Source organism: Candidatus Nitrosotenuis aquarius, assembly GCF_002787055.1.
In the GTDB taxonomy this organism is placed as follows: domain Archaea; phylum Thermoproteota; class Nitrososphaeria; order Nitrososphaerales; family Nitrosopumilaceae; genus Nitrosotenuis; species Nitrosotenuis aquarius.
Window position 1 is genome coordinate 954,924 of sequence record NZ_CP024808.1, and the last position, 19,542, is coordinate 974,465.

The window sequence follows — 19,542 nt, forward strand, 5'->3', positions numbered from 1 at the left end:
CAATTCACATCCAATCAAGACATGACAGACAAGCAGGCAAAAGATGCCATAAAGTTACACCAAAAGCTAAAAGGCAAAATCACAATAGAAAGCAAAATTCGCAATCTAAAACTGAAAGATATTCAGTTGATTTACACACCTGGAGTCGCAGCCGTCTGTGAGAAAATACACAAAAACCCAGATCAGAAATATTACCTCACATCAAAGGCAAACAATGTAGCAATAGTTACCGACGGCACAAGAATACTTGGCCTAGGCAATATCGGCCCAGATGCAGCACTTCCTGTTATGGAAGGAAAGGCAGTGCTGTACAAAAAATATGGCAAGGTGGACGCATTCCCAATTTGTCTTAACACTACAAAAAAGCAGGAGATCATCACAGTCATCAAAGCAATAGAGCCAGTGTTTGGCGCAATTAACTTAGAAGATATCGAATCCCCCAAAGTTTTAGAAATAGCAGATGAGCTCCAAAAAGAATTATCAATTCCAGTATTTCATGATGACCAGCATGGTACTGCAGTAGTGGTACTTGCGGCACTCTTAAACTCGCTAAAGATTGTCAAAAAGAATACCAAATCAGTAAAAATTGTGATTGCAGGAGCTGGCTCTGCAGGATACGGAATTTGCAAGTTACTAAGTTTTGCTGGATGTAAGAACATCATTGTTGTGGACTCGTCTGGGGCAATATATCAAAACAGATTGGAAAACATGAATAACTACAAGAGCGAAATTGCAAGAATTACAAACCCAACAATGCAAAGGGGAACCCTGGAAGAGATCCTAAAAAATACAGATGTAATCGTAGGAGTTTCTGGAATGAGTGGAATTCTTTCTGGCAAGACAATTCAGAGCATGAATAAAGATCCGATCGTATTTGCACTAACAAACCCAGAACCAGAGGTAGACCCAAAAATAGCCAAAAAGGCAGGGGCCAAAATCATAGCAACTGGAAGCTACCTATACAAAAACAAGGTAAACAATGCCATTGTCTTTCCATATCTGATGAGAGTGGTTCTAGATAGGAAAATCAAAAAGATAACTTTGGAGATGTTGTATCGTACAGCAAGAGCAATAGCAGATTCAGTGCCAAAAAAAGATCTGACACATGATAACATCATTCCAGAGATTACAAATCCAAGACTATACAAAAACATCAGTTCCAGCCTGAAAAAATTAGAAATCAGCTAGTCAAACAACTAATGTTACGACCTAGTAAACATTATAGGTCTACAAAGCAAAATTCATTCCATGAAGGTCTTCAACGGCAAACAGTCAGCCCAAGACTACATGTCTGCACATACCCTGGCATTTTCCACGCCAGAACTCACACTAATGAGGTACGCGTTTTGGCTAGGAGACATAATTCCAGACCCAAAGGACAAAAACAACACCATCCCAAGGATAATGGCCTACGTTGAGGAAAAAGACTTTGCACCAGTCGAGATAATCGACGAAGAGCACTACGAGCCAACAGGCGCCGTGCGAATAACAGGCACATACGGCAATGTCAACAAGGTCTCAGGCGATGGCAAGTTTTGCTCAGAGTGCGGCTCCAAGATCTCTGCATCGGCCAAGTTCTGCACAGAGTGCGGCGCAACCCAGGATTAGAGAATCTTTATCTCAAGTTATTATTGTATAGTATCATGGCAAAGAAAAAGACACAGGCACCAAAGACAAAGAACTGGGATTCTCTATGGAATGAATACTCGAGTCTGCTCAAAAAATGGGCGCAAAACCTAGAGACCCTGCAAAAGACAAGCTCCGATGTCCAGGCAAAATACAACGAGGTAATGCTCAAGGCCGCAAACGAGTCCAGCGAAAAGACACTAAAAGAATTTCACAAAAACTGGCAAAAGGCAATGAATGACGCGGCACTGGAGGCATTCAAGCAATTTGACAAAAACTGGCAAAATATCACATCCGAATCAGGCATGGAACAGCTAAAGGCATATGGCGAGCTCATGGACAGCTTTGCAAAAACCTGGCAGAAAATGTGGCAAAAGTGAATTTGTGTCTAAAGCGGTACTGCTTTAGCAAATTCTCGATTTAGTTTTTTATTTCCCTGCGTGTCAATCCACGTAAGGGATCCGTCGTTGTTTATGACGATTTTATTCTGATATGCCAGATATGCGATAATCGTGTTCAGTATGGTGGATTTCATTGTTCCATCTAGTTTTCTGAGCAGCTGACTCCTAGAATCAAACTCGATATGCTTTTTGAACAAGCTTTCAATTTTCATTATGCTAAGTAAAGTGGGATTGTTTTTTTCTGCCAGATTATGAACAAATTCTTCTAGTTTCTTTTTTGCAATTAATTTTTGCAAGAAAACATCACCACTGGAACGAGTGTTTTTACTTGCTAGCACATGTATATTATCTACTTAATAGTATATAACTAAATCGTATACATCAATGAGATTTCTTTTTAAAATAGCCAAATTGCTTGTTGTATTCATCATGAGAAAGCAACTTTAGAAATAATGCTTCTTTGTCATCATTAGATCTAGATCTCCTCACAGTATACATCAACCTATGATGATTAGGCATCTCAAAGTGATAAAGCGTCTGAAGACTGAATCTTGCAACATAACAAGTTGGAATCGTATTCTTTTGGTGATGAATTCCTAGAGGTTGGTTTGATTGTTCTAGTTGTTGTTTGACGGTTTTTATTGCATCCAACATTGTCTTGTTTTGTTCCTCATAAGTAATGAGTTTGTGATACATTGGCATGAAACTTTCTTGATGTGCCATTACTTGCAAGATTGTTTTTTGATGAAATTCTGATTAATAAGATGCAGGTAATTATAATGTCAAAAATACAGATCTAAACTTTGGTTCCGCACTTGGTGCAGAACTTGGCGCCTGCTCGCAGCTCGGCACCACATGACTTGCATCCAGATCCTGAGGATTGCACGGATGATCTTGGCGCCAGTGCCGGATCCGGAGACGGTAATGTTCCTGGCGCAGAAAACGCTTGTTGTGCAGAAACAACAGATGGCGGCCTTCCCGGTGTTTGTGCAGGCATTACTGGGACTCGTCCCGGCATTCCCAGTCCCGGTGCGCCCATTCCAGGCATCAACCCTGGAGACTGTGTTCCGCCAAGATTTCCAGCGCCTGCCCTGTCGAGCGCTTTTTTGAGCTCAAAGATCACCTTGACTGCCAAAAACTCTAATGCTGAATATGCAACGGTATAGTCACCTAGCTTTTCAAAGAATTCCTTGTCTGATAGCTTGCCCTGCTTGTACATTGTGTTTGCATCCAAAAACGACTCATAGTATCCTTGCGAGTCCTTGAAGAGATTGTCTAGCTTTTCGGCTAAAAGATTGAGTGTGTCTACCTCGCCTAGCGACATGCAAAAAATCCGTTCAAACTGGTATTAATTACTTGGGATCAAAAAAAGAGTTTAGGCGTTTGCCAGCGCGCGCTCTATCATGTTTTTGTAAGATTCCTTGGAAGCTGCGCCTACTTGCTGTGCAACGACTTGGCCCTTGTTTAGCAACATTAGTGTCGGAATGGAAAAGATGTTGTATTTTGCTGCCAGTTCATTGGCCTCATCTACGTTTACCTTGACAAACTCAACTTTGCCTGCGTAATCCTTTGCTAGCTCCTCGACTACAGGTCCTACCATTCTGCATGGTCCGCACCATTCAGCCCAAAAGTCCACAAAGACAGGCTTGGCAGAGTCTACTACCTTGGTCTGCCAGTCTTTAGCGTTTGAAACGTGATCTAGTCCCATTTTAATCAAAATTGCTCCATTCTAAGAGACCTAAAAATCTTGAGGTCAAATCCGGAACAAACAACATATACTTTAATTGGATCTGGCCTCGATTTGGAATTATGAGCTCTGAGCTTCGCCTAAAAAAACTACGGGGATCCGGAGGATTCATCATGGCTCAAGTCACAGATGACCAGCAAAGAAAGGGAAACCTTGGTGGACCAGACTTGTTTTTGGCCCCCATTGGAAGACTGGACGTTCAGCTAATTTCAAAATATTTCTGCAACACTTGTGAAAAAGATTATGAGGGAGGCCCAAAAATCGAATTTGAAAACCCAAACGAGGAGGTAGCGCAAAACCTAATCCTAAAAGAGCGCGGGCAATACGTATGCACCACGTGCGGCAGTACAATTGCAGAATACAGGGAATTCCAAAAGGTTGGCGAAGTGGGTCTTGCAAAGCCAATAACTCCAGAACAACCACCCATGCCAACAGTAAGCTTTGAGCAGCCAGCTGCAATTCCAACACCTCCACCGGCAGTCAACACGACGCCAGTCCAATCGGCAGATTCCACATTTAGCTCAATTACCGGCATGACAGTGTACGATTCCAATGCAAAAAAGGTGGGAATTGCAAAGCAAGTTGGAATCAATTCTTCGCACCAAGTAGTTCTAGTTATCACCAAAAACGACGGCTCTGATCAAACAATAGAGTGGGCCAAAATCAAGAAAATAGGCGAAATCATTCTGCTTGGCGACGGATCGCAAGAATCAAGCGCACTGTGCAAGTGCGGCTTTGAGAACAAGCCCGGCTCCAAGTTTTGTGAAAGCTGCGGAACCAAGCTGTAACATGGCAAAGACAAAGAGCATCATCAAGGATGTCATAATTGTAACAGTAGGAGTTGCCGCAATCTGGATTGGCCTCCAAGTGGTCTTTGGAACGCAAAATCCGTTCTATGTCGTGTCTAGCGGAAGCATGATTCCCGTTTTGCAGGTATATGACGTTCTGGTAGTAAATGGAAACGAGCCTTTTGAGAACATACAAGTAGGCGACATCATTGTGTTTAATCGACCCAACGGACACGACAGGGTAATTGTGCACAGGGTAGAGACAATATTAGATGACAGGTCAGAGTCCAAGACAATACGCACAAAGGGAGACGCAAACCCAATCTCTATTCCTGGAACCGACTATCCAATCACAGAAGAAGAATACATCGGCAAAGTCTTCTATGTGGTGCCGCAAATCGGCTATGTCACAAGGATTTTGGCCCCGCCAATCAACTATGTCATAATTGCAGTCATCATAGGAATAATGATAGTAAAGCAATATTCGCAAAAATCAAAGGAGAAAAAAGAGCCGAAATTTGAGACAGACCCCGCAAAGGATCCAGTCCCGCCAAAAGAGGAATTTACAAAGCAAGACGACACGCCATACAACGATTCCAAAATGCCCGAAATTGATGAAGATTCAGAAAGAGACAAGACCCAAGTTTGATCTCATCTGTGAACATAAATGATCGTGGTTGAGACGTAGCGCTTAAAAGATATTTTTACAAAATATATGAGCATGTTTGAGTTTTTTCGTCATAAAACAGATTCCCAAGAGCCAGACAACGACAAGAAAAAGATCTTTGTTCTGCTAAACTGCTACAACGGAGGCATGGAATACACCATGGAACGGCTAAGGCAAATCGACGCAGTAACTGACACCATAAGAACCAAAGGCACCTACGACATAATTGCTGAGCTAGAATCAGATTCCAACCAAGAATTGCCGGATCTGGTGCTGGGCGACGTAAAGAAGATCAAGGTGGTCCAAAATGTCCTTGCACCGCAGATTGGAGTCCAGAAAACAAAGATATCAAATTAAAAAATAGAAGAAAGATAGGACTTAGAGTCCGTATTTCTTTTTGACGAGTTCTTGGGCTTTTTGTGCTTCCACCAGCTTTAGGTATGCCTTTTGCTGCTCAGCCTTGTACGATATTGGTTTTATGGGCTGGTCATCAAATGACTTGGCAGTGATTACTTTGGTGAATGTCTTTTGGCCATAGCTTTTTGGAGACAATATCTCTGATGTGTCTGCTTTTTTTGCCTCAGCTGAAGTAAAGCTAACAGAGACTAGTGCCACTGCCAAAAGCGCTGCAAGAGATACGATTTTGAGTGATTTCATAAGTTCACCTCCTTGCTTGGTGCTCTTTGGAAAGAGTTTTCGTTTGATTTTGTTTTCATGACTATGAAATAGTATAACAATATTAGTCAATACCCAACAAAATGCGGTATGCCTTTTGATACGGAACTGGCACTAAACCACAATAATTTCTTGTTCTATTAGGTATTGAATTCCCAATAAAAAGTCCTCAGTTGTTATTTGGTTTTTGCTGTACCAGCTTGCATTGTTTTTGAACCAAAACGGAATTGTCTTGTCTCCGTTGTTCTGTTTTATGATTTGACCATCTACTTTGATGACATCTTGTGCTATGAGATTTGATATTCTGTCAATAAACAAAACGTCATCTATTTGTCCAGCTGACCACAACTGCGCATATTGCTTTATCCAGTCTGGCACAGTTGCCATGTTTTCTTCGGTTACATTCACTACATCGTAAATTGATTTTTCTGGAAATTGGCGCTCAAACCACAATGCAAAAAGATCCTCGTTTTTGTACCTATCCATGTAATACTGCGGGGAATAGGCCTGATCTGGGAATCCAGCCACGTGTGTAGACTTGTATCCCACCACACTTTCTATTTTCCTTCCTGCAAACATAGAGTCGAACCAAGTTTTGAATTCTGCATTGTCCTTGTATCTGTCATAATAATATTGAGGGGATTTTGTCGGATCTGGGAATCCCTTAATTTCTACTTTGATTTTTGCCTTTTCTTGGGTAGGCGTTACTTTGGGTTTTTCTTGTATTTGCTTGCTTGGATGTGACTGGGCCGGTTTGGTTGGCTCGGAGATAGCTGAGAATTGGAATGTTTTTTGCGCAGTTTGCCCTGCATACGAGACCAATACAGTATATGTTCCGGATTCTTGCCATTTTGATCCTTCAGTGTTAAACGTGGTAGTGAATTTACCAGAAGGTGAAGGAAATTTTTGGTCAATGGCAACTATATCTGATGAGCTCCTCAGCTGAATTATAATTGGTAAGCCTTGTTGGTATTCCACGCTTCCAGAAAGAATAATTGTCTGACCAACATTGTATGATGATTTATCCAAATACATCGATATGTCAGCAAAAGCACTAGTTGGCAGGAATAATCCTGCAAAGATTGTCAAGACAATTGCAAATATGGTTCTGTAGATCAATTTGTAAGAATAATCTAGACTGCTATTTGATCATTACTAATGATTTACCCAACAAATGCCAAATGGATTGTCTTGTCATTTTTATCTAGTCCAGGATTTTGTAGTTAGCACTTCGAGCTGACAATAACAGAATTCGTGATTGTCATACATTATTTTTTGGCCGCATTGCATGCAGATTAGATCTATTGGATTTTTGCATTCTGTGCAATAGCTGTCTGCAATCATAATACCGTTGCAGATCTCACAATCGTGGAATTTTTTGTAGCCAAGTTTTTCTCCTTTTTTATCTGGAACACCTGAGACCAGACTTTTTTCTGGCAAAGGATGCCAGTTTTTTATTATTTGTTGTGACATGTAATGACAAAAGAGATATGTTATTTGTCAATAATTTTGATTATGCGGTATGCCAATATTTCCAGCAATATCTGATATATACAAATTTTAAATCAGCACAAAGATTGAGACTAGGTTCGAAGCGGTTCAGTTTTAACATCAGGCGCCTTTTCTCAGACACATTTCTTTGCAGGCATGTTGATCATTTTTTGTCTCTGCATAAACAGACTAAATTATCAGGTACAACACCCAACAGCGTGCAAGATAGTCCTAAAGATTTTGTTTGCTGTTCACACAAGTCTAGAAAAAACTCGGACACAGACCAATGGCAAATGGGGATTTGATGCACGAGTTAACTGGTCAATTTGAGTTTGACTGCTTGGAGGCCATTGTTTGTGTCCATGTAAGATTATTGTCGTAAAGTTATTAGTGCATAATTATCAATTTGCGGCGTGCCTTGCAATCTGAAAAAAGGCATACCGTATTGCGGTGTACATGTTGATATTATTAAATCACACACATACAGTCATGTCAACAATCCAAATCCAAGGGGAATGGGAACCTTCCCCGGCAAAAACTCTGGCAAGTTGCTGGCCAGTAAAAGAAGGCAAAACACAACAAGCAAACTTGTACAGATGCATAGTTTGCTCCAACTTGAAGACTCCTTGTACCTTCGATGAAAACGACAAGCCACTTGTTTTGAGATGCATAAAATGTGGCCACAAGTCTTGGGCCAATGGGTAACCAAGATTTGTGCATTTTCATTAGTTTGCATATATGATAGAGATTTTACGAAGAGACAAGATTCTTTGTGCAAAAAACGTAATAGAGTTTTTTGATAAAATAGAGATAGGTGCTCCTGCAGAAAAGATAATTGAGTATTCACATAGATGGCACTTTGTAATTACTATGGGATCAAAGCGGTCAGGCCTGAGAGCCAAGTATTATTTGAGAAGTGTCGCAAATGAAGTGCTGAAAAATTCGCCAGTTCCAGTTCTAATAGTAAAATAGTATTTTGTAGATCCACACCAAAGATAATATGCGCATATCAATGTAGAATCATTGCAGATTGGATGCCAAAAACGAGATTGTTTTTTGCCACGCATCCCTTGTTTCCTCAGGTGCATATCTCTGTCCTGACGGATTTGCAAACGCATGATCCACATCCGGATAGATGTGAATTTCATTTTGTATTCCCAGCTCGTCTAGTGCCTGCTCAAATTCATTAACAGACTCTACTGGAATTCCCTGATCAAGGCCGGCAAAAATTCCAAGGACTGGCCAGTTTATTGCAGATAGCTGGTCCTTGTCTGTTACTAGCCTTCCATAGTAAATGACGGTTGCATCCATGTCAGTGTTTAGCGCCAAGTTTAGGGATTGTGCTCCTCCAAAGCACCAGCCAATTGACGCAATTTTCTCAACTCCATGGTTTTCCTCCAAGTATTTTTTTGCGCCAATCATGTTGGCCGTTCCTTTTTGCTGGTCGTATGACGCAGTCAACTGTCTTGCCTCATCTGCCATTGTTACTGCTGGCTTGCCATAGAGATCAACTGCAAGTACAACATATCCGTGCGATGCCAAGTTTTCCGCCGTCTGCTTGATGTTGTCGTTTAGCCCCCACCATTCATGAATTATGATTATCCCGGGATAGCTCTGATCCTGATTTGCAGGTGCTGCCAGATATCCAACATAATCCTCAAAATAATTCACATCGTGCGCCTCAACTTTGAGGCCTCCCAAGCTTCCCTCGAAGAGCTCAGAGTTGTTGTCTGTATTAGTATAGTCAGGCAGGACATGTAATGCCCAGCCTCGATCGATTAGCAGAGTTGCAGTATGTGGCCTAACGCATGCAGGCGTGCCAGTGCTTTTTTTCATTACAAGGTCTAGTCCCTCTGGACACGAAACCATGTTTATGGAGCCAGACTTGAGAAACTGCATTCTTGGCGATTCAGATACCACAAAATGGATATGCGAGTCGTCGTTTGTCTGGACTGCTTTTGCTGGAATTACAAACACCGAGAAAAGCAATGCAGTCATTATACCAACTACAAATATTCCAGTACGGCGCATCATTGGATTAACTACATTATAGTTAATTAATTATGCTCACAATCTTTGCAAGAATTCAAAATCAGGGCAAAACAGACACAGATTTGACGCGCATTAATTTCATTATGAATTAGGTCTTTCTTAGTTCAGCAAACGAAGAATCTAAAACATGTTTTCGCACAACTCTGACGCACTGGTGCATTAGAGTTTTGATGTCTTCAGAAAGATCTCCCAGTATTTTTACGACTAGGCCGCAATCTTCTGGCAAAAACGAACAGCCACTTGTCAGATCAGAATTTTCCAAGACAGAATTGATCTCGTCTGAGATTTTTTGCAGTTGTTCCTTTTTTGTTATAATGTACATGGTTCCAAAAACGGACTTGGTTCCAAGAATTCCCATTCGGCTGAATTCATGCTTTGGATCAAGCTTGAGAGAATCCATGAACAAGGTCTTGCCATTTTTGTTTTTTGCAACCATCTTCAGATAGCATAAATCATAGTCAAATAACTCACCCATTGCCACACGTCCAGGCATTACTATCTCTGAATACACTATAGTAGAATCGGCTCCAGCCGTCATTTGCACCCGCTGAAAATACCTGGATTTTTTGTACGGAATTATCTGGTCTGGTAAAAACTCTAGATACGCATTATCGCCTACTGTGATGTCTATGAATTGGGCGGCATAGTTTGACTCCATTTTATAGATTCTTGTGGCTCCTTGCGTAGTCACGTTTGCAATTGCATTGTTTTGTACCGATATCTGGATGTGATGCCTGTCTCCCTGAAGAATTCCGCCAGACGAAGACATCAAGAACAAATAAGCCATGGCGGGATTTGCCACATCATAGTGCAGAGCCTTTTGCGTCAGAAGCGGCGCCTTGGAATATTGATGCACTATTATTGTCTTGTTTTTTGCCTCATCCATTGCAAGTGTGATTTGCAGGTTGCCGACTTTTTCAATGTCAGAATTATTTTGCAAATACTGGGCAAATTCTTCCGGTATCTTTTCTGAATTTATCTGAATCATTTCAGTTGCGCCTTTGGAGGCTCCTCAAAGAGCAGATCTTCAACGATATGGTCAGATACTTTTTCTATTCCGGTTTGGTCCATGCAGTTTACAAATACGTGCGGCCTGCCCTTGCGGATTGTTTTGGCGTCCCTGTCCATTACTGAGAGGTCTGCATTGACAAGCGGCGCAAGATCGATTTTGTTTATTACAAGAAGATCGCATGACTCTATCCCAAGGCCTCCCTTTCTTGGATACTTGTCGCCTCCAGAGACATCAACGATGTAAATGAAATAGTCCGCCAGTGCAGGACTAAACGTAGTCATCACGTTATCGCCCCCGCTTTCAAGAATTATCAGGTCTAGCTCAGGATGGTTTTGCTCAATTTCCTCAATTACTGCCAAATTCATCGACGGATCTTCGCGTATTGCTGTGTGAGGGCATCCCCCGGTGGCAATTCCAATGACCATGTTTTCAGGAAGCAATCCCTGTGTTGTTGCCAGATTTTTTCTTATTCTGTCGGCATCTTCCTTTGATATTACATCGTTTGATATGACGCAGATCCTATAGCCACGCCTTGCAAGCACTGGAACAATTTTCTCAATTAGCATGCTTTTGCCAGAGCCGACGGGGCCTCCAATTCCTATTCGCGGGATTCTTTTTGCCATGGTTTTCACGTTATGAACATTTTTGCTTCCATTTTTTCATGGTGCATCTGCAAAATGTCTGCTTGTGGCAAGAACTGCCAAATTCGGTCTGGGGACTTTGAGATGTATTTTCTTACTTGGTCACTGATGACTGGTTTGAGTGAGTTGATTATTTGCTGGCTTTGTATGTGCTGTATGATTCCAAGACGCAATGCAGCCCCGACCATACTTGTTGCAAACCCATAAAACAACATAAGACATGCGTCTTGTTTTGAGATCCCAAAAAGTTGGGCCGCAATGGAAAAGGCAACAGGATATGTGCCAGGGGTTTTTGACTGTAGAATCTTTTCATGATATTCCGTGGCAAATGAATCATCAACAAGGGATAAAACGCACTTGATTAGCTGTTTGCCAGATCGCACGGATGCCTCCCGTTGTTCTCTTACCAGCTTGGTTTTGTAGATTGTGTCATCAATCTGTATTATCTCATCTAGGCTTTTAGTGGCAGCAAAGTCATATGCATTTGCAAGCGCCACGCAGTCAGCAGGTCCTACTTGCTGTACATAATACATCTCGATTAGATTTTGCACATCAGTTGGGCCGGTTATCATTTTTTGTCGATGCATTGCCTCAAGCCCATTTGACATGGTGTAAAGGCCGGCCGGAAAAAACGAGTCCGACAGCTGCATTATACTAAGGCTTGAAAAATCAGTGTCCATGTACATCCATGGATTTGTGAGGCTGAAAAATTTTTTCTTCCTGTACTAGCTCGATTTTGTCTGCCAGATCCCGGAATGCTGAGCGAAACATGTCAATTTCTGCCTCAGAGTGAATTGGAATCGATATAGAGTCGTTTCCAAGCGAGACAGGCCTGTGCAGATTACCTATGATGTGCCCAAGTAAAATGAGGGATTTTGGCTCAAGGCCTGCAAATCTGACTGTGATCGTAGGCTCTGGGACCTGCCGTATCAGAACTTTGACGTCATCCCCATACAGGACATCCCCGTGTGTCATTTTTTTGTCATATTCGATGTTTATTCCGATTGCCGTGCCGTCGGATGCTTTTTGCTTTAGTCTTGTTTTTTCAAGATCATGGCGTAAAACATGTATGGTTTTGTAATTTTCATTATGTGTGTTGGACTCGAATTCTTTTGCAATAGCGGGATCATCAAAAATATTTCCAATTATTCTTTGAACTTTGAGCAACAGCAATTATAGAATTTTTATCAAGTTATACTTTCTCTTAATTATTAAATACAAGATCTGACAAAACAAAGCATGTTTTTGACTCCAAGAGAGATTGACAAGTTACACATTTTTTTGGCCGCAGAACTTGCGCGCAAAAGAAAAGCAAGAGGCCTCAAGCTTAATCACCCAGAAGCAGTGGCACTAATTACTGATCATATACTAGAGGGGGCAAGGGACGGCAAGTCAGTTGCAGACTTGATGAGCTCCGGAAAAAAAGTCCTAACAAGAAATGATGTTTTACCCGAAGTTCCCGAAATAATTCACACTATTCAAGTCGAGGCCACATTTGATGATGGAACGAAGCTAGTCACAGTTCACGACCCTATTGTGTAATGCCATGATACCAGGACAGTACTTTATCTCTGAGAAGCCAATAATTGCAAACCAGGGAAAAAAGACAGTAACAATATCGGTCAAAAATACAGGAGACAGGCCAATCCAAGTCGGCTCTCATACTCATTTTTTTGAGTCAAACAAGGCACTCGAGTTTGCGCGAGAGGAATCATATGGATTTCATCTCAACATTGCCGCAGGCACATCAGTTCGATTTGAGCCTGGCGAGACAAAAAAAGTCGAGCTGACCGAATATGGCGGAAAAAGAGTCGTCTTTGGGTTCAGCGGGCTGGTAAATGGGCCGCTATCGGAAAAAAAATCAGAGGCGATGCAAAAGGCCAAAAAGGCCGGGTTTAGAGGCGCATGACGCTAGAGATTCCGCGGAAAAAATACGTTGATCTTTTTGGTCCCACAACAGGAGACAAAGTCAGGCTTGGAGACACTGATCTAATCATAGAAATTGAAAAAGACTTGATTGGATATGGGGATGAGGCCGTCTTTGGCGGAGGAAAAAGCATCAGGGACGGTTCGGCACAAGCAAGTGGTGTGATTTACGACGACTCGGTGGATCTGGTCATTACAAACGCAATCATCATGGATCCAGTTCTTGGAATAATCAAGGCAGACATTGGAATCAAGGACGGAAAGATTTTCAAAATAGGTAAAGCCGGCAATCCAAACACCACAGACGGAGTTGATATCATCATATCGTCAAACACGGAGATAATTTCTGGCGAGCACTTGATCTGCACGCCGGGAGTAATAGACACGCATATCCATTTTATTTCTCCACAGCAGGCAATAGACGCAATTTGCGGAGGCACCACCACCATGATAGGAGGCGGGACGGGGCCTGCAGACGGAACCAATGCCACCACATGCACACCAGGAAAATGGAACATGCACAGGATGATACAGGCAACAGAAGAATTCCCAATCAATTTTGGCTTTCTTGGAAAGGGAAACGACTCTCAAGAAGAATCCCTAATTGATCAGATCAGAGAAGGCGCATGTGGCCTCAAGTTGCACGAAGACTGGGGTACTACGCCGGCAACAATAGATGCCGCGCTACGAGTAGCAGACAAGACTGATACCCAGATTGCCATACACACAGACACGCTAAACGAGTGCGGTTATGTGGATGATACCATTGCAGCAATTGCCGGAAGGGCAATCCATACATACCACACAGAGGGCGCCGGAGGAGGCCATGCCCCAGACATAATGAAAATAGCAAGCGAGCCAAACGTCCTGCCCTCATCTACAAACCCGACTAGGCCATATACGGTAAACACACTTGATGAGCACCTAGACATGATGATGGTTTGCCACCACCTCAACTCGTCTGTTCCAGAGGACGTCTCGTTTGCAGAGTCAAGAATTCGCGCAGAGACAATTGCCGCAGAAGACATCCTTCATGATGTTGGGGCAATAAGCATGATGTCATCAGACAGCCAGGCAATGGGAAGAGTTGGCGAGACGACCACCAGATGCTGGCAAAGCGCAGACAAGATGAAGAAAAGTTTTGGCAGACACAAGGACGAAACTGCAGAGAATGACAATTTCAGAGTAAAGCGCTACTTGGCAAAAATAACAATAAACCCGGCAATAACTCACGGAATCTCTCAACATGTCGGCTCGCTAGAGCCCGGCAAAATTGCGGACATTGTGGTGTGGTCGCCGCAGTTTTTTGGCGCAAAACCCAAAATGATAATCAAGGGAGGTATGATTGCGTATTCTTTGATGGGAGATCCAAACGCCTCAATTCCCACAACAGAGCCAATCTACTACAGGCCCATGTTTGGGTCCCTGGGACGGGCAAAGCAGGCAATCTCGTTTGTGTTTACGTCAAGACTTGCACTAGAAAACGGCATCGAGAGCAAGCTTGGGATAACAAAAAAGTTTCTTGTCGTAAAGAACTGCCGTAACATTGGGAAAAAAGACATGGTCCTCAATGACGCCACGCCAAAAATCGAGATCGACCCAGAGACATACCAAGTAAAAGTTGACGGCAATCTAGCAACAACAAAGCCTGCCACAAGCGTTTCGCTTGCAAGGCTATACAACTTGTTCTGAGTTATTTTGTGATTTTGAAGACTCGCTTGAAATAGTCCGAGTTTTCTTTTGCGTCTTCTGGATCGTCCTTTACGTTTGCCAGATTCTTTGCAAGAGTTTTCTTGTAGCTTAGCTGCATTTGTCTTGCGATTTGGATTCTCTGTGCCTGTGGCGAGCCTGCGCCGTGCATTGATTCTGTCAGATAGCCTACTGCGTTTCTGCCCAGAGTCATGTTTTCAATTAGTCTCAAGATCCTCATTCTGTTTTCTACGTCAGTTCCCTTTCTGCCCGCCAGGTATTTTTTGAGCAGTGGTCCTGTTGTTGGGTTTCTAAAGTCTTGCTCAGAGGGCAAAGTAACGACTAGACCCCCCGCGATGTCTTGCGCAAGTCTTGATATCTCATATGGGAAGCGGGTTACGTTGTGCTTGCATACGTTTGCCAGCATGTCGTCATTTAGCCAGACACCGGACTTCATTTCCTGTGCTTGGTATGACGAGGATATTCCTGCAGCATAGATTGATTCGTTAAGATGCGTCATCTCGACTAGCTTTTCTCGTATGTGGGATACGTCTGGAATACCGTTATAGTCAGAAATTGCAGCTGCTGCTCCAATTAGAACATCGCCTAGGCCTGTCTTGCAAACATAGCTTCGCCTGTGATAGCAGGTAAATCGCTCAACTAGCATTGCGGCAAACTCTACTTCGCCGTTCATGAAAATCAGATCATTTGGAATGAACACATTGTCCAGTATGACCATTGCCTCTTGGCCTGCAAATTGAGAATTGCCTGCATCAATGTCGCCTCCCTCCATGCTTCGCGTGTCGCAGGACTGTCTTCCGTAGATGTATGTGATGCCAGGTGCGTCAACTGGGATTGCGCCGACAATGCCCCAGTCCTTGTCTTTTTCTGTCAAGCGTATTGTGGGCATTATTATCATCCAGTGAGAGTTGATAACTCCTGTCTGGTGGGCCTTTGCTCCTGTTACGTACACTCCTTCCGGTGTTCGCTTAGTGACATGCACAAAGAGGTCAGGGTCTCCTTGTTCGGATGGTGCCTTGCTTCTGTCGCCCTTGACATCAGTCATTGCGCCTCCGATTACGTAGTTGTTTTCCTGCATTTTTTTGATAAATTCCAAGAGTCTTTTGTGATAATTGGTATGATACTTTTCATCGATTTCAAATGTAGTGGAGTGAAGCGAGTTTAGCGCATCCATTCCTACGCATCGCTGAAAACATGTTCCGGTCAGCTGGCCTAGCTTTCTTTGCATTTTGTTTTGGAGTACCAAATCATTTGCAGATTCCGCAATGTGCAAGAATCGGTTTACTCTTTTTCCCGCTATTTTGGACATGGGGGATGCAAGATCTTCTTCGCGCACCGCTAGATCGTATGTTTCTGCAACTGCGTTAATTGACGGCCGGATCATCGGATGTTCGACTGGATCTTGTATTTTTTCTCCAAAAAGATAGACAGTCAGATTTCTGCCCTTAAGACTATTGATGTAATCTTGGCCAGTCCTAATTGCCATGCAAATATCCCATCGAACTTGTATAAATATTGACCATCTGTTGACTGTTTTCGTTTTTTGTGTCGGTTTAAAAATGCGATAAAAAATTGCTAGTGCCTAAAGCAGTTTTTTGTATGGTCGTTTACAACACCGACTGCCTGCAAATATGCATAGATTATTGTGGTGCCAACAAAGCTAAAGTCGCGTTTTTTGAGATCGGAACTGATCTTATCAGAGAGTTCGGTTGATGCGGGAATGTCGGAGTGTTTTGTAAAATTGTTTTTGATAGGCTTGTTATTGACAAACCCTCAGAGATATTTGTCAAAGCTGCCAAACTCTTTTTGGATTTGCAGGAATTTTTGCGCATTGTTAATTGCGGATTTTATTTTTAGTCGGTTTCGGATTACTCCCTCATCGGATAGCAATCTTGTGATGTCTTTTTGCGTGTATTTGGATACTTTTTTGGGATCAAACCCATCAAATGCAGCCCGGTATGTCTTTCTGCGCTTTAGTATTGTGCTCCAAGACAAGCCTGCCTGTGCTCCTTCTAGTATGAGCATTTCAAAGAGATTTTTGTCGTTGTGAATTGGTATGCCCCATTCAGAATCATGGTACTGGATCATCTCGTCCCCCTGCGCCCAGTCACATCTTTGTTTCATCTATTTTACAAATTTCTTTTTGTATATTATTCCCACTATTGCAGCTCCGATGAATGGTGCAGTCCAATATAACCACAGATCTTTCGTTGCACCAGTAAATAGCGCAGGAAACAGCGATCGAATTGGATTCATTGATGCACCAGAGACGGCGCCTAAGAAAAACACATCTAGTGCAACAGTTCCAGCAATTATGGCGCTGATAAGAACAGTCTGCAGTCCCCTTATGTTCACTGCAATCAATATGCTTCCCATCAAAAATACAGTAGCTAAGACCTCTACGCCAAAGAACCCCCATGCCGGGTATTGATGGTTCGGTGAATTGAGCCCAAGTCTTGCAAAATCCCCAATTACATATTTTACAAACAGGCTTCCCAAGAACGCACCTATTGCCTGTGCCGTAACATAAACTAGGATTTGTTTTGCGCTGATGTATTTTGCAATAAAATATGCAATTGTGACTGCAGGATTAAAGTGAGCCATCGAGTATCTGCCAAACAAAAATATCATTGCCCCCAATCCAACAAAATGGATCATGGCAATAAAACCAATACCAAGTGCATTTCCCATCATTCCATCATATACAATAGAGCCAGTGGCTGCGACAAGCAGCCCAAATGTTCCGGCCAGTTCTGCCAAAAATATGACAAAATTGGACTTGTGCATCAGTTCTGGCCTTCTTCAAGTTTTTTTACCAGCTCCAGTACTTTGAGCTCGATTTGGTCGCGGATTTTACGCACTTCACTAATTGACTTTCCTTTTGGGTCAGAAATGTTCCAGTCAAGAACGTCCTTTACAAACAAGGCAGGGCATGACTCCTTATCCATACATCCCATGTTGACTGCTACAGAATCGCTCAGCATTTCATTTGTTAGGGATTTTGGAGTGTTGTCTTGAAGATTAATTCCGACCTCTTTCATTGCCTCCACGACCATGGGGTTGACTTTGGAGCTTGGTTTTGTGCCAGCGCTTGATGCGTAAAATTTGTCTGGAGCATATTTCCTAAAGAACGCTTCTGCCATCTGGCTTCGGCCTGCGTTTTCAACGCAAACAAAGAGAATTTTTTTCATTAGATCGATCGTTTTTCTGCCTTTATTACAAGGCTGACAATCTTTCGTCCGCCGACTTTTTCTCCTTCCATGTAGGTTCGCTCTTCCAACACCTGAATTCTCTCAAATCCAGCTTGCTCCATGCACAAGATGTAATTTTCCTTTGTCATGGCTCCATCTATGCATGCACACCATTGATCAGAGCTTATTTGCTCTTGTAAAATCTCGGCATCAGTGATAAGATCAGAAATCACCATTCTCCCCCCATGTTTTAAAATTCGATAAACTTCTCTGAATGCGCTAGTTTTGTTTGTTGTAAGATTGATGACGCAGTTGCTAATTACGGCATCAACTGTATTGTTATCCAAGGGAATGTTTTTCTCAATATCGCCTTTTTTGAATTCAACATTGGAATAATTTCCCTTTAGTGCGTTTGCTCTTGCTTTTTCTAACATTTGATCTGTCATGTCGATTCCTATTGCTTTGCCTGAACCAGATACTTTTTTTGCGGCCAGAAAGATGTCAATTCCGGCTCCAGAGCCCAAATCAACCACAATTTCGCCCTCCTTCAGATCAGCATGATTTAGTGGTGCACCGCAACCAACACCAAGGATCGATTCCTGTGGGATTGATTCAAGGTCTTTTTGATCATAACCTATCAGCTTCGTTGCGTCTATGGGTGAGTCTCCACTTTTACATTCGCCCGGCATGCAACAGCAATCAGAATTTCCAGATAACGCTATTTTGCCATATCTTTGTTTGATTTCTTTTTTGATTTGTTCACTCATGTGATTGTTTACTAGGTAAACCATTTAAGTTGTCAAGTATAAACTGGTATAGTTAGTGTAATTATGGAAACTAAAAGAAAACAGATTCCGATCATTTCTGATGCGTGTAGTTTTCAAGGCTATGATGCAGCTTCGCTCATGTTGGAAACATCAAAGCTGAGAAAAATAATCACAAGGAGGGGAACTCTTGAGATCTTGATTCCTCTTTGTTGCACGACGGAATCCGTACGATACAAACAATTCCGTCAAGCTTTACATGGCATAAGCAGTAAGACATTGGCAATCAGGCTCAAGGAGCTTGAAAAGAGTGGAATTTTGCAAAGACAGTCGTTCAATGAGATCCCGCCACGTGTAGAATACAGGCTGACAAACAAGGGTCAGGATCTAGTAGAATCCATAATAGCATTATTACAATGGATGAAAAAATGGTCCAGTACAAAAAAATAATCTCTCACATAATACTTAAATTTCATAAATTATCAAATAGTTTAGTGTTTACATTAAACGGTCTTACATAAAACAGATTTTCTAGACATGTTCGTACACTGCATTTTATCTCTCATTTTGTTGCTTAATGCAGTTATTTTCATGATAATGAAGAAAAAGAAAAACACCGCACGTATCGTGGACAATTCCAGTGTAAACTATACATTTACGAACAATGCTTTGATCCCAAATCAAACAAACGAACCGGTCAAAGAGAGATCATCGCAGAAACCCAACATTACAAAAATGACAAAAAAGGATCTCAAAAACCTGAATCGCTATAAAGCAAACAGCAAGACTGCAAAATCAATGCAGAATCACTCTCCCGTATACGAATAACTATGCTTATATGGATAACAAAA

The 19,542-nt window shown here is 42.2% G+C and carries 29 protein-coding genes and 1 pseudogene; 13 read left to right on the forward strand and 17 right to left on the reverse strand.

Going from position 1 to position 19,542, the window contains the following annotated elements:
• The first annotated feature begins 21 nt into the window (after positions 1 to 21).
• Genes NAQ_RS05710 through NAQ_RS05720 form a run of 3 tightly spaced genes read left to right on the forward strand, consistent with a single transcriptional unit; the run spans position 22 to position 2,006 of the window.
• A complete protein-coding gene (locus NAQ_RS05710) occupies positions 22 to 1,188 on the forward strand; it encodes an NAD(P)-dependent malic enzyme (RefSeq protein ID WP_100183481.1) in 1,167 nt (388 codons plus the stop codon).
• A gap of 60 nt (positions 1,189 to 1,248) precedes the next feature.
• Positions 1,249 to 1,608: a zinc ribbon domain-containing protein gene (locus tag NAQ_RS05715; protein WP_100182631.1), complete on the forward strand. Its 360-nt coding sequence runs from the start codon at positions 1,249 to 1,251 to the stop codon at positions 1,606 to 1,608.
• A 35-nt stretch (positions 1,609 to 1,643) separates the two neighbouring features.
• A complete protein-coding gene (locus tag NAQ_RS05720; protein ID WP_100182632.1) occupies positions 1,644 to 2,006 on the forward strand; it encodes a hypothetical protein in 363 nt (120 codons plus the stop codon).
• 8 nt (positions 2,007 to 2,014) lie between these two features.
• On the opposite strand, the gene NAQ_RS05725 is transcribed toward NAQ_RS05720, so the two are convergent.
• From NAQ_RS05725 to trxA, 4 genes are all read right to left on the reverse strand, one after another.
• On the reverse strand, positions 2,015 to 2,323 hold the full coding sequence (locus NAQ_RS05725) for a hypothetical protein (protein ID WP_100182633.1): 309 nt from the start codon (positions 2,321 to 2,323) through the stop codon (positions 2,015 to 2,017).
• Between the two features lie 85 nt (positions 2,324 to 2,408).
• Positions 2,409 to 2,759 (reverse strand): hypothetical protein, encoded by a 351-nt coding sequence (locus NAQ_RS05730; protein ID WP_162858657.1) that lies wholly within the window; start codon positions 2,757 to 2,759, stop codon positions 2,409 to 2,411.
• Positions 2,760 to 2,823: 64 nt separating this feature from the next.
• The gene (locus NAQ_RS05735) at positions 2,824 to 3,351 is read right to left on the reverse strand and encodes a zinc ribbon domain-containing protein (protein WP_100182635.1); all 528 of its coding nucleotides are present in this window, start codon (positions 3,349 to 3,351) and stop codon (positions 2,824 to 2,826) included.
• 51 nt (positions 3,352 to 3,402) lie between these two features.
• Positions 3,403 to 3,735: a thioredoxin gene (gene trxA, locus NAQ_RS05740; protein WP_100183482.1), complete on the reverse strand. Its 333-nt coding sequence runs from the start codon at positions 3,733 to 3,735 to the stop codon at positions 3,403 to 3,405.
• Positions 3,736 to 3,836: 101 nt separating this feature from the next.
• Here trxA and NAQ_RS05745 point away from each other — a divergent pair, with 101 nt between their 5' ends.
• From NAQ_RS05745 to NAQ_RS05755, 3 genes are all read left to right on the forward strand, one after another.
• Complete coding sequence (locus NAQ_RS05745; protein ID WP_100183483.1) at positions 3,837 to 4,562, forward strand: hypothetical protein; 726 nt, start codon at positions 3,837 to 3,839, stop codon at positions 4,560 to 4,562.
• Between the two features lies 1 nt (position 4,563).
• Positions 4,564 to 5,211 (forward strand): signal peptidase I, encoded by a 648-nt coding sequence (locus tag NAQ_RS05750; protein ID WP_100182636.1) that lies wholly within the window; start codon positions 4,564 to 4,566, stop codon positions 5,209 to 5,211.
• A 72-nt stretch (positions 5,212 to 5,283) separates the two neighbouring features.
• Positions 5,284 to 5,586: a hypothetical protein gene (locus NAQ_RS05755; protein ID WP_162858658.1), complete on the forward strand. Its 303-nt coding sequence runs from the start codon at positions 5,284 to 5,286 to the stop codon at positions 5,584 to 5,586.
• Positions 5,587 to 5,607: 21 nt separating this feature from the next.
• On the opposite strand, the gene NAQ_RS05760 is transcribed toward NAQ_RS05755, so the two are convergent.
• From NAQ_RS05760 to NAQ_RS05770, 3 genes are all read right to left on the reverse strand, one after another.
• The gene (locus tag NAQ_RS05760; RefSeq protein ID WP_100182638.1) at positions 5,608 to 5,886 is read right to left on the reverse strand and encodes a hypothetical protein; all 279 of its coding nucleotides are present in this window, start codon (positions 5,884 to 5,886) and stop codon (positions 5,608 to 5,610) included.
• Positions 5,887 to 6,018: 132 nt separating this feature from the next.
• The gene (locus tag NAQ_RS05765; RefSeq protein WP_100182639.1) at positions 6,019 to 7,023 is read right to left on the reverse strand and encodes a hypothetical protein; all 1,005 of its coding nucleotides are present in this window, start codon (positions 7,021 to 7,023) and stop codon (positions 6,019 to 6,021) included.
• Between the two features lie 81 nt (positions 7,024 to 7,104).
• Complete coding sequence (locus NAQ_RS05770; RefSeq protein ID WP_100182640.1) at positions 7,105 to 7,377, reverse strand: hypothetical protein; 273 nt, start codon at positions 7,375 to 7,377, stop codon at positions 7,105 to 7,107.
• 507 nt (positions 7,378 to 7,884) lie between these two features.
• Here NAQ_RS05770 and NAQ_RS10115 point away from each other — a divergent pair.
• Together NAQ_RS10115 and NAQ_RS05780 are read left to right on the forward strand one after the other, a co-directional pair.
• Positions 7,885 to 8,100: a hypothetical protein gene (locus NAQ_RS10115; protein WP_162858659.1), complete on the forward strand. Its 216-nt coding sequence runs from the start codon at positions 7,885 to 7,887 to the stop codon at positions 8,098 to 8,100.
• Positions 8,101 to 8,133: 33 nt separating this feature from the next.
• On the forward strand, positions 8,134 to 8,367 hold the full coding sequence (locus tag NAQ_RS05780) for a universal stress protein (protein WP_100182642.1): 234 nt from the start codon (positions 8,134 to 8,136) through the stop codon (positions 8,365 to 8,367).
• A 48-nt stretch (positions 8,368 to 8,415) separates the two neighbouring features.
• Here NAQ_RS05780 and NAQ_RS05785 read toward each other — a convergent pair whose 3' ends face one another.
• The 5 genes from NAQ_RS05785 to NAQ_RS05805 form a co-directional block, all read right to left on the reverse strand.
• Entirely contained in the window at positions 8,416 to 9,429 is a 1,014-nt protein-coding gene (locus NAQ_RS05785; RefSeq protein ID WP_245871550.1) for a dienelactone hydrolase family protein, read from the reverse strand.
• A gap of 106 nt (positions 9,430 to 9,535) precedes the next feature.
• Positions 9,536 to 10,435 (reverse strand): urease accessory protein UreD, encoded by a 900-nt coding sequence (locus tag NAQ_RS05790; protein WP_100182644.1) that lies wholly within the window; start codon positions 10,433 to 10,435, stop codon positions 9,536 to 9,538.
• Complete coding sequence (ureG, locus tag NAQ_RS05795; RefSeq protein ID WP_100183484.1) at positions 10,432 to 11,082, reverse strand: urease accessory protein UreG; 651 nt, start codon at positions 11,080 to 11,082, stop codon at positions 10,432 to 10,434. Before ureG ends, NAQ_RS05790 begins: the two co-directional genes overlap by 4 nt.
• A 5-nt stretch (positions 11,083 to 11,087) precedes the next feature.
• Entirely contained in the window at positions 11,088 to 11,780 is a 693-nt protein-coding gene (locus NAQ_RS05800) for an urease accessory protein UreF (protein WP_100182645.1), read from the reverse strand.
• The gene (locus tag NAQ_RS05805) at positions 11,770 to 12,267 is read right to left on the reverse strand and encodes an urease accessory protein UreE (protein WP_162858660.1); all 498 of its coding nucleotides are present in this window, start codon (positions 12,265 to 12,267) and stop codon (positions 11,770 to 11,772) included. Before NAQ_RS05805 ends, NAQ_RS05800 begins: the two co-directional genes overlap by 11 nt.
• 72 nt (positions 12,268 to 12,339) lie before the next feature.
• Between NAQ_RS05805 and NAQ_RS05810 the strand changes: the two genes are divergently transcribed.
• Genes NAQ_RS05810 through ureC form a run of 3 tightly spaced genes read left to right on the forward strand, consistent with a single transcriptional unit; the run spans position 12,340 to position 14,718 of the window.
• Positions 12,340 to 12,642 (forward strand): urease subunit gamma, encoded by a 303-nt coding sequence (locus NAQ_RS05810; RefSeq protein ID WP_100182647.1) that lies wholly within the window; start codon positions 12,340 to 12,342, stop codon positions 12,640 to 12,642.
• 4 nt (positions 12,643 to 12,646) lie between these two features.
• Positions 12,647 to 13,009: an urease subunit beta gene (locus tag NAQ_RS05815; protein WP_100182648.1), complete on the forward strand. Its 363-nt coding sequence runs from the start codon at positions 12,647 to 12,649 to the stop codon at positions 13,007 to 13,009.
• Positions 13,006 to 14,718: an urease subunit alpha gene (gene ureC / locus NAQ_RS05820; RefSeq protein ID WP_100182649.1), complete on the forward strand. Its 1,713-nt coding sequence runs from the start codon at positions 13,006 to 13,008 to the stop codon at positions 14,716 to 14,718. Before NAQ_RS05815 ends, ureC begins: the two co-directional genes overlap by 4 nt.
• 1 nt (position 14,719) lies before the next feature.
• Here ureC and NAQ_RS05825 read toward each other — a convergent pair whose 3' ends face one another.
• The 5 genes and pseudogenes from NAQ_RS05825 to arsM all read right to left on the reverse strand — a co-directional run bounded on the left by NAQ_RS05825 (position 14,720) and on the right by arsM (position 18,694).
• On the reverse strand, positions 14,720 to 16,222 hold the full coding sequence (locus NAQ_RS05825) for a 4-hydroxyphenylacetate 3-hydroxylase family protein (RefSeq protein ID WP_100182650.1): 1,503 nt from the start codon (positions 16,220 to 16,222) through the stop codon (positions 14,720 to 14,722).
• An 89-nt stretch (positions 16,223 to 16,311) separates the two neighbouring features.
• Positions 16,312 to 16,860, reverse strand: a pseudogene (locus tag NAQ_RS10285) (DNA-3-methyladenine glycosylase I).
• Positions 16,861 to 17,523 carry an MIP/aquaporin family protein gene (locus tag NAQ_RS10290; protein WP_177585564.1) on the reverse strand — a complete coding sequence of 221 codons (663 nt, stop codon included), beginning with the start codon at positions 17,521 to 17,523 and terminating at the stop codon, positions 16,861 to 16,863.
• Complete coding sequence (locus NAQ_RS05835) at positions 17,523 to 17,927, reverse strand: arsenate reductase ArsC (RefSeq protein ID WP_100182651.1); 405 nt, start codon at positions 17,925 to 17,927, stop codon at positions 17,523 to 17,525. Before NAQ_RS05835 ends, NAQ_RS10290 begins: the two co-directional genes overlap by 1 nt.
• Positions 17,927 to 18,694, reverse strand: a complete 768-nt coding sequence (gene arsM, locus NAQ_RS05840) for an arsenite methyltransferase (protein ID WP_100182652.1) — start codon at positions 18,692 to 18,694, stop codon at positions 17,927 to 17,929. Before arsM ends, NAQ_RS05835 begins: the two co-directional genes overlap by 1 nt.
• Before the next feature lie 63 nt (positions 18,695 to 18,757).
• Here arsM and NAQ_RS05845 point away from each other — a divergent pair, with 63 nt between their 5' ends.
• Positions 18,758 to 19,141, forward strand: coding sequence for a winged helix-turn-helix transcriptional regulator (locus NAQ_RS05845; RefSeq protein ID WP_100182653.1), 384 nt, complete (start codon positions 18,758 to 18,760; stop codon positions 19,139 to 19,141).
• Positions 19,142 to 19,282: 141 nt separating this feature from the next.
• The gene (locus tag NAQ_RS05850) at positions 19,283 to 19,519 is read left to right on the forward strand and encodes a hypothetical protein (RefSeq protein ID WP_162858661.1); all 237 of its coding nucleotides are present in this window, start codon (positions 19,283 to 19,285) and stop codon (positions 19,517 to 19,519) included.
• Positions 19,520 to 19,542: the final 23 nt, after the last annotated feature.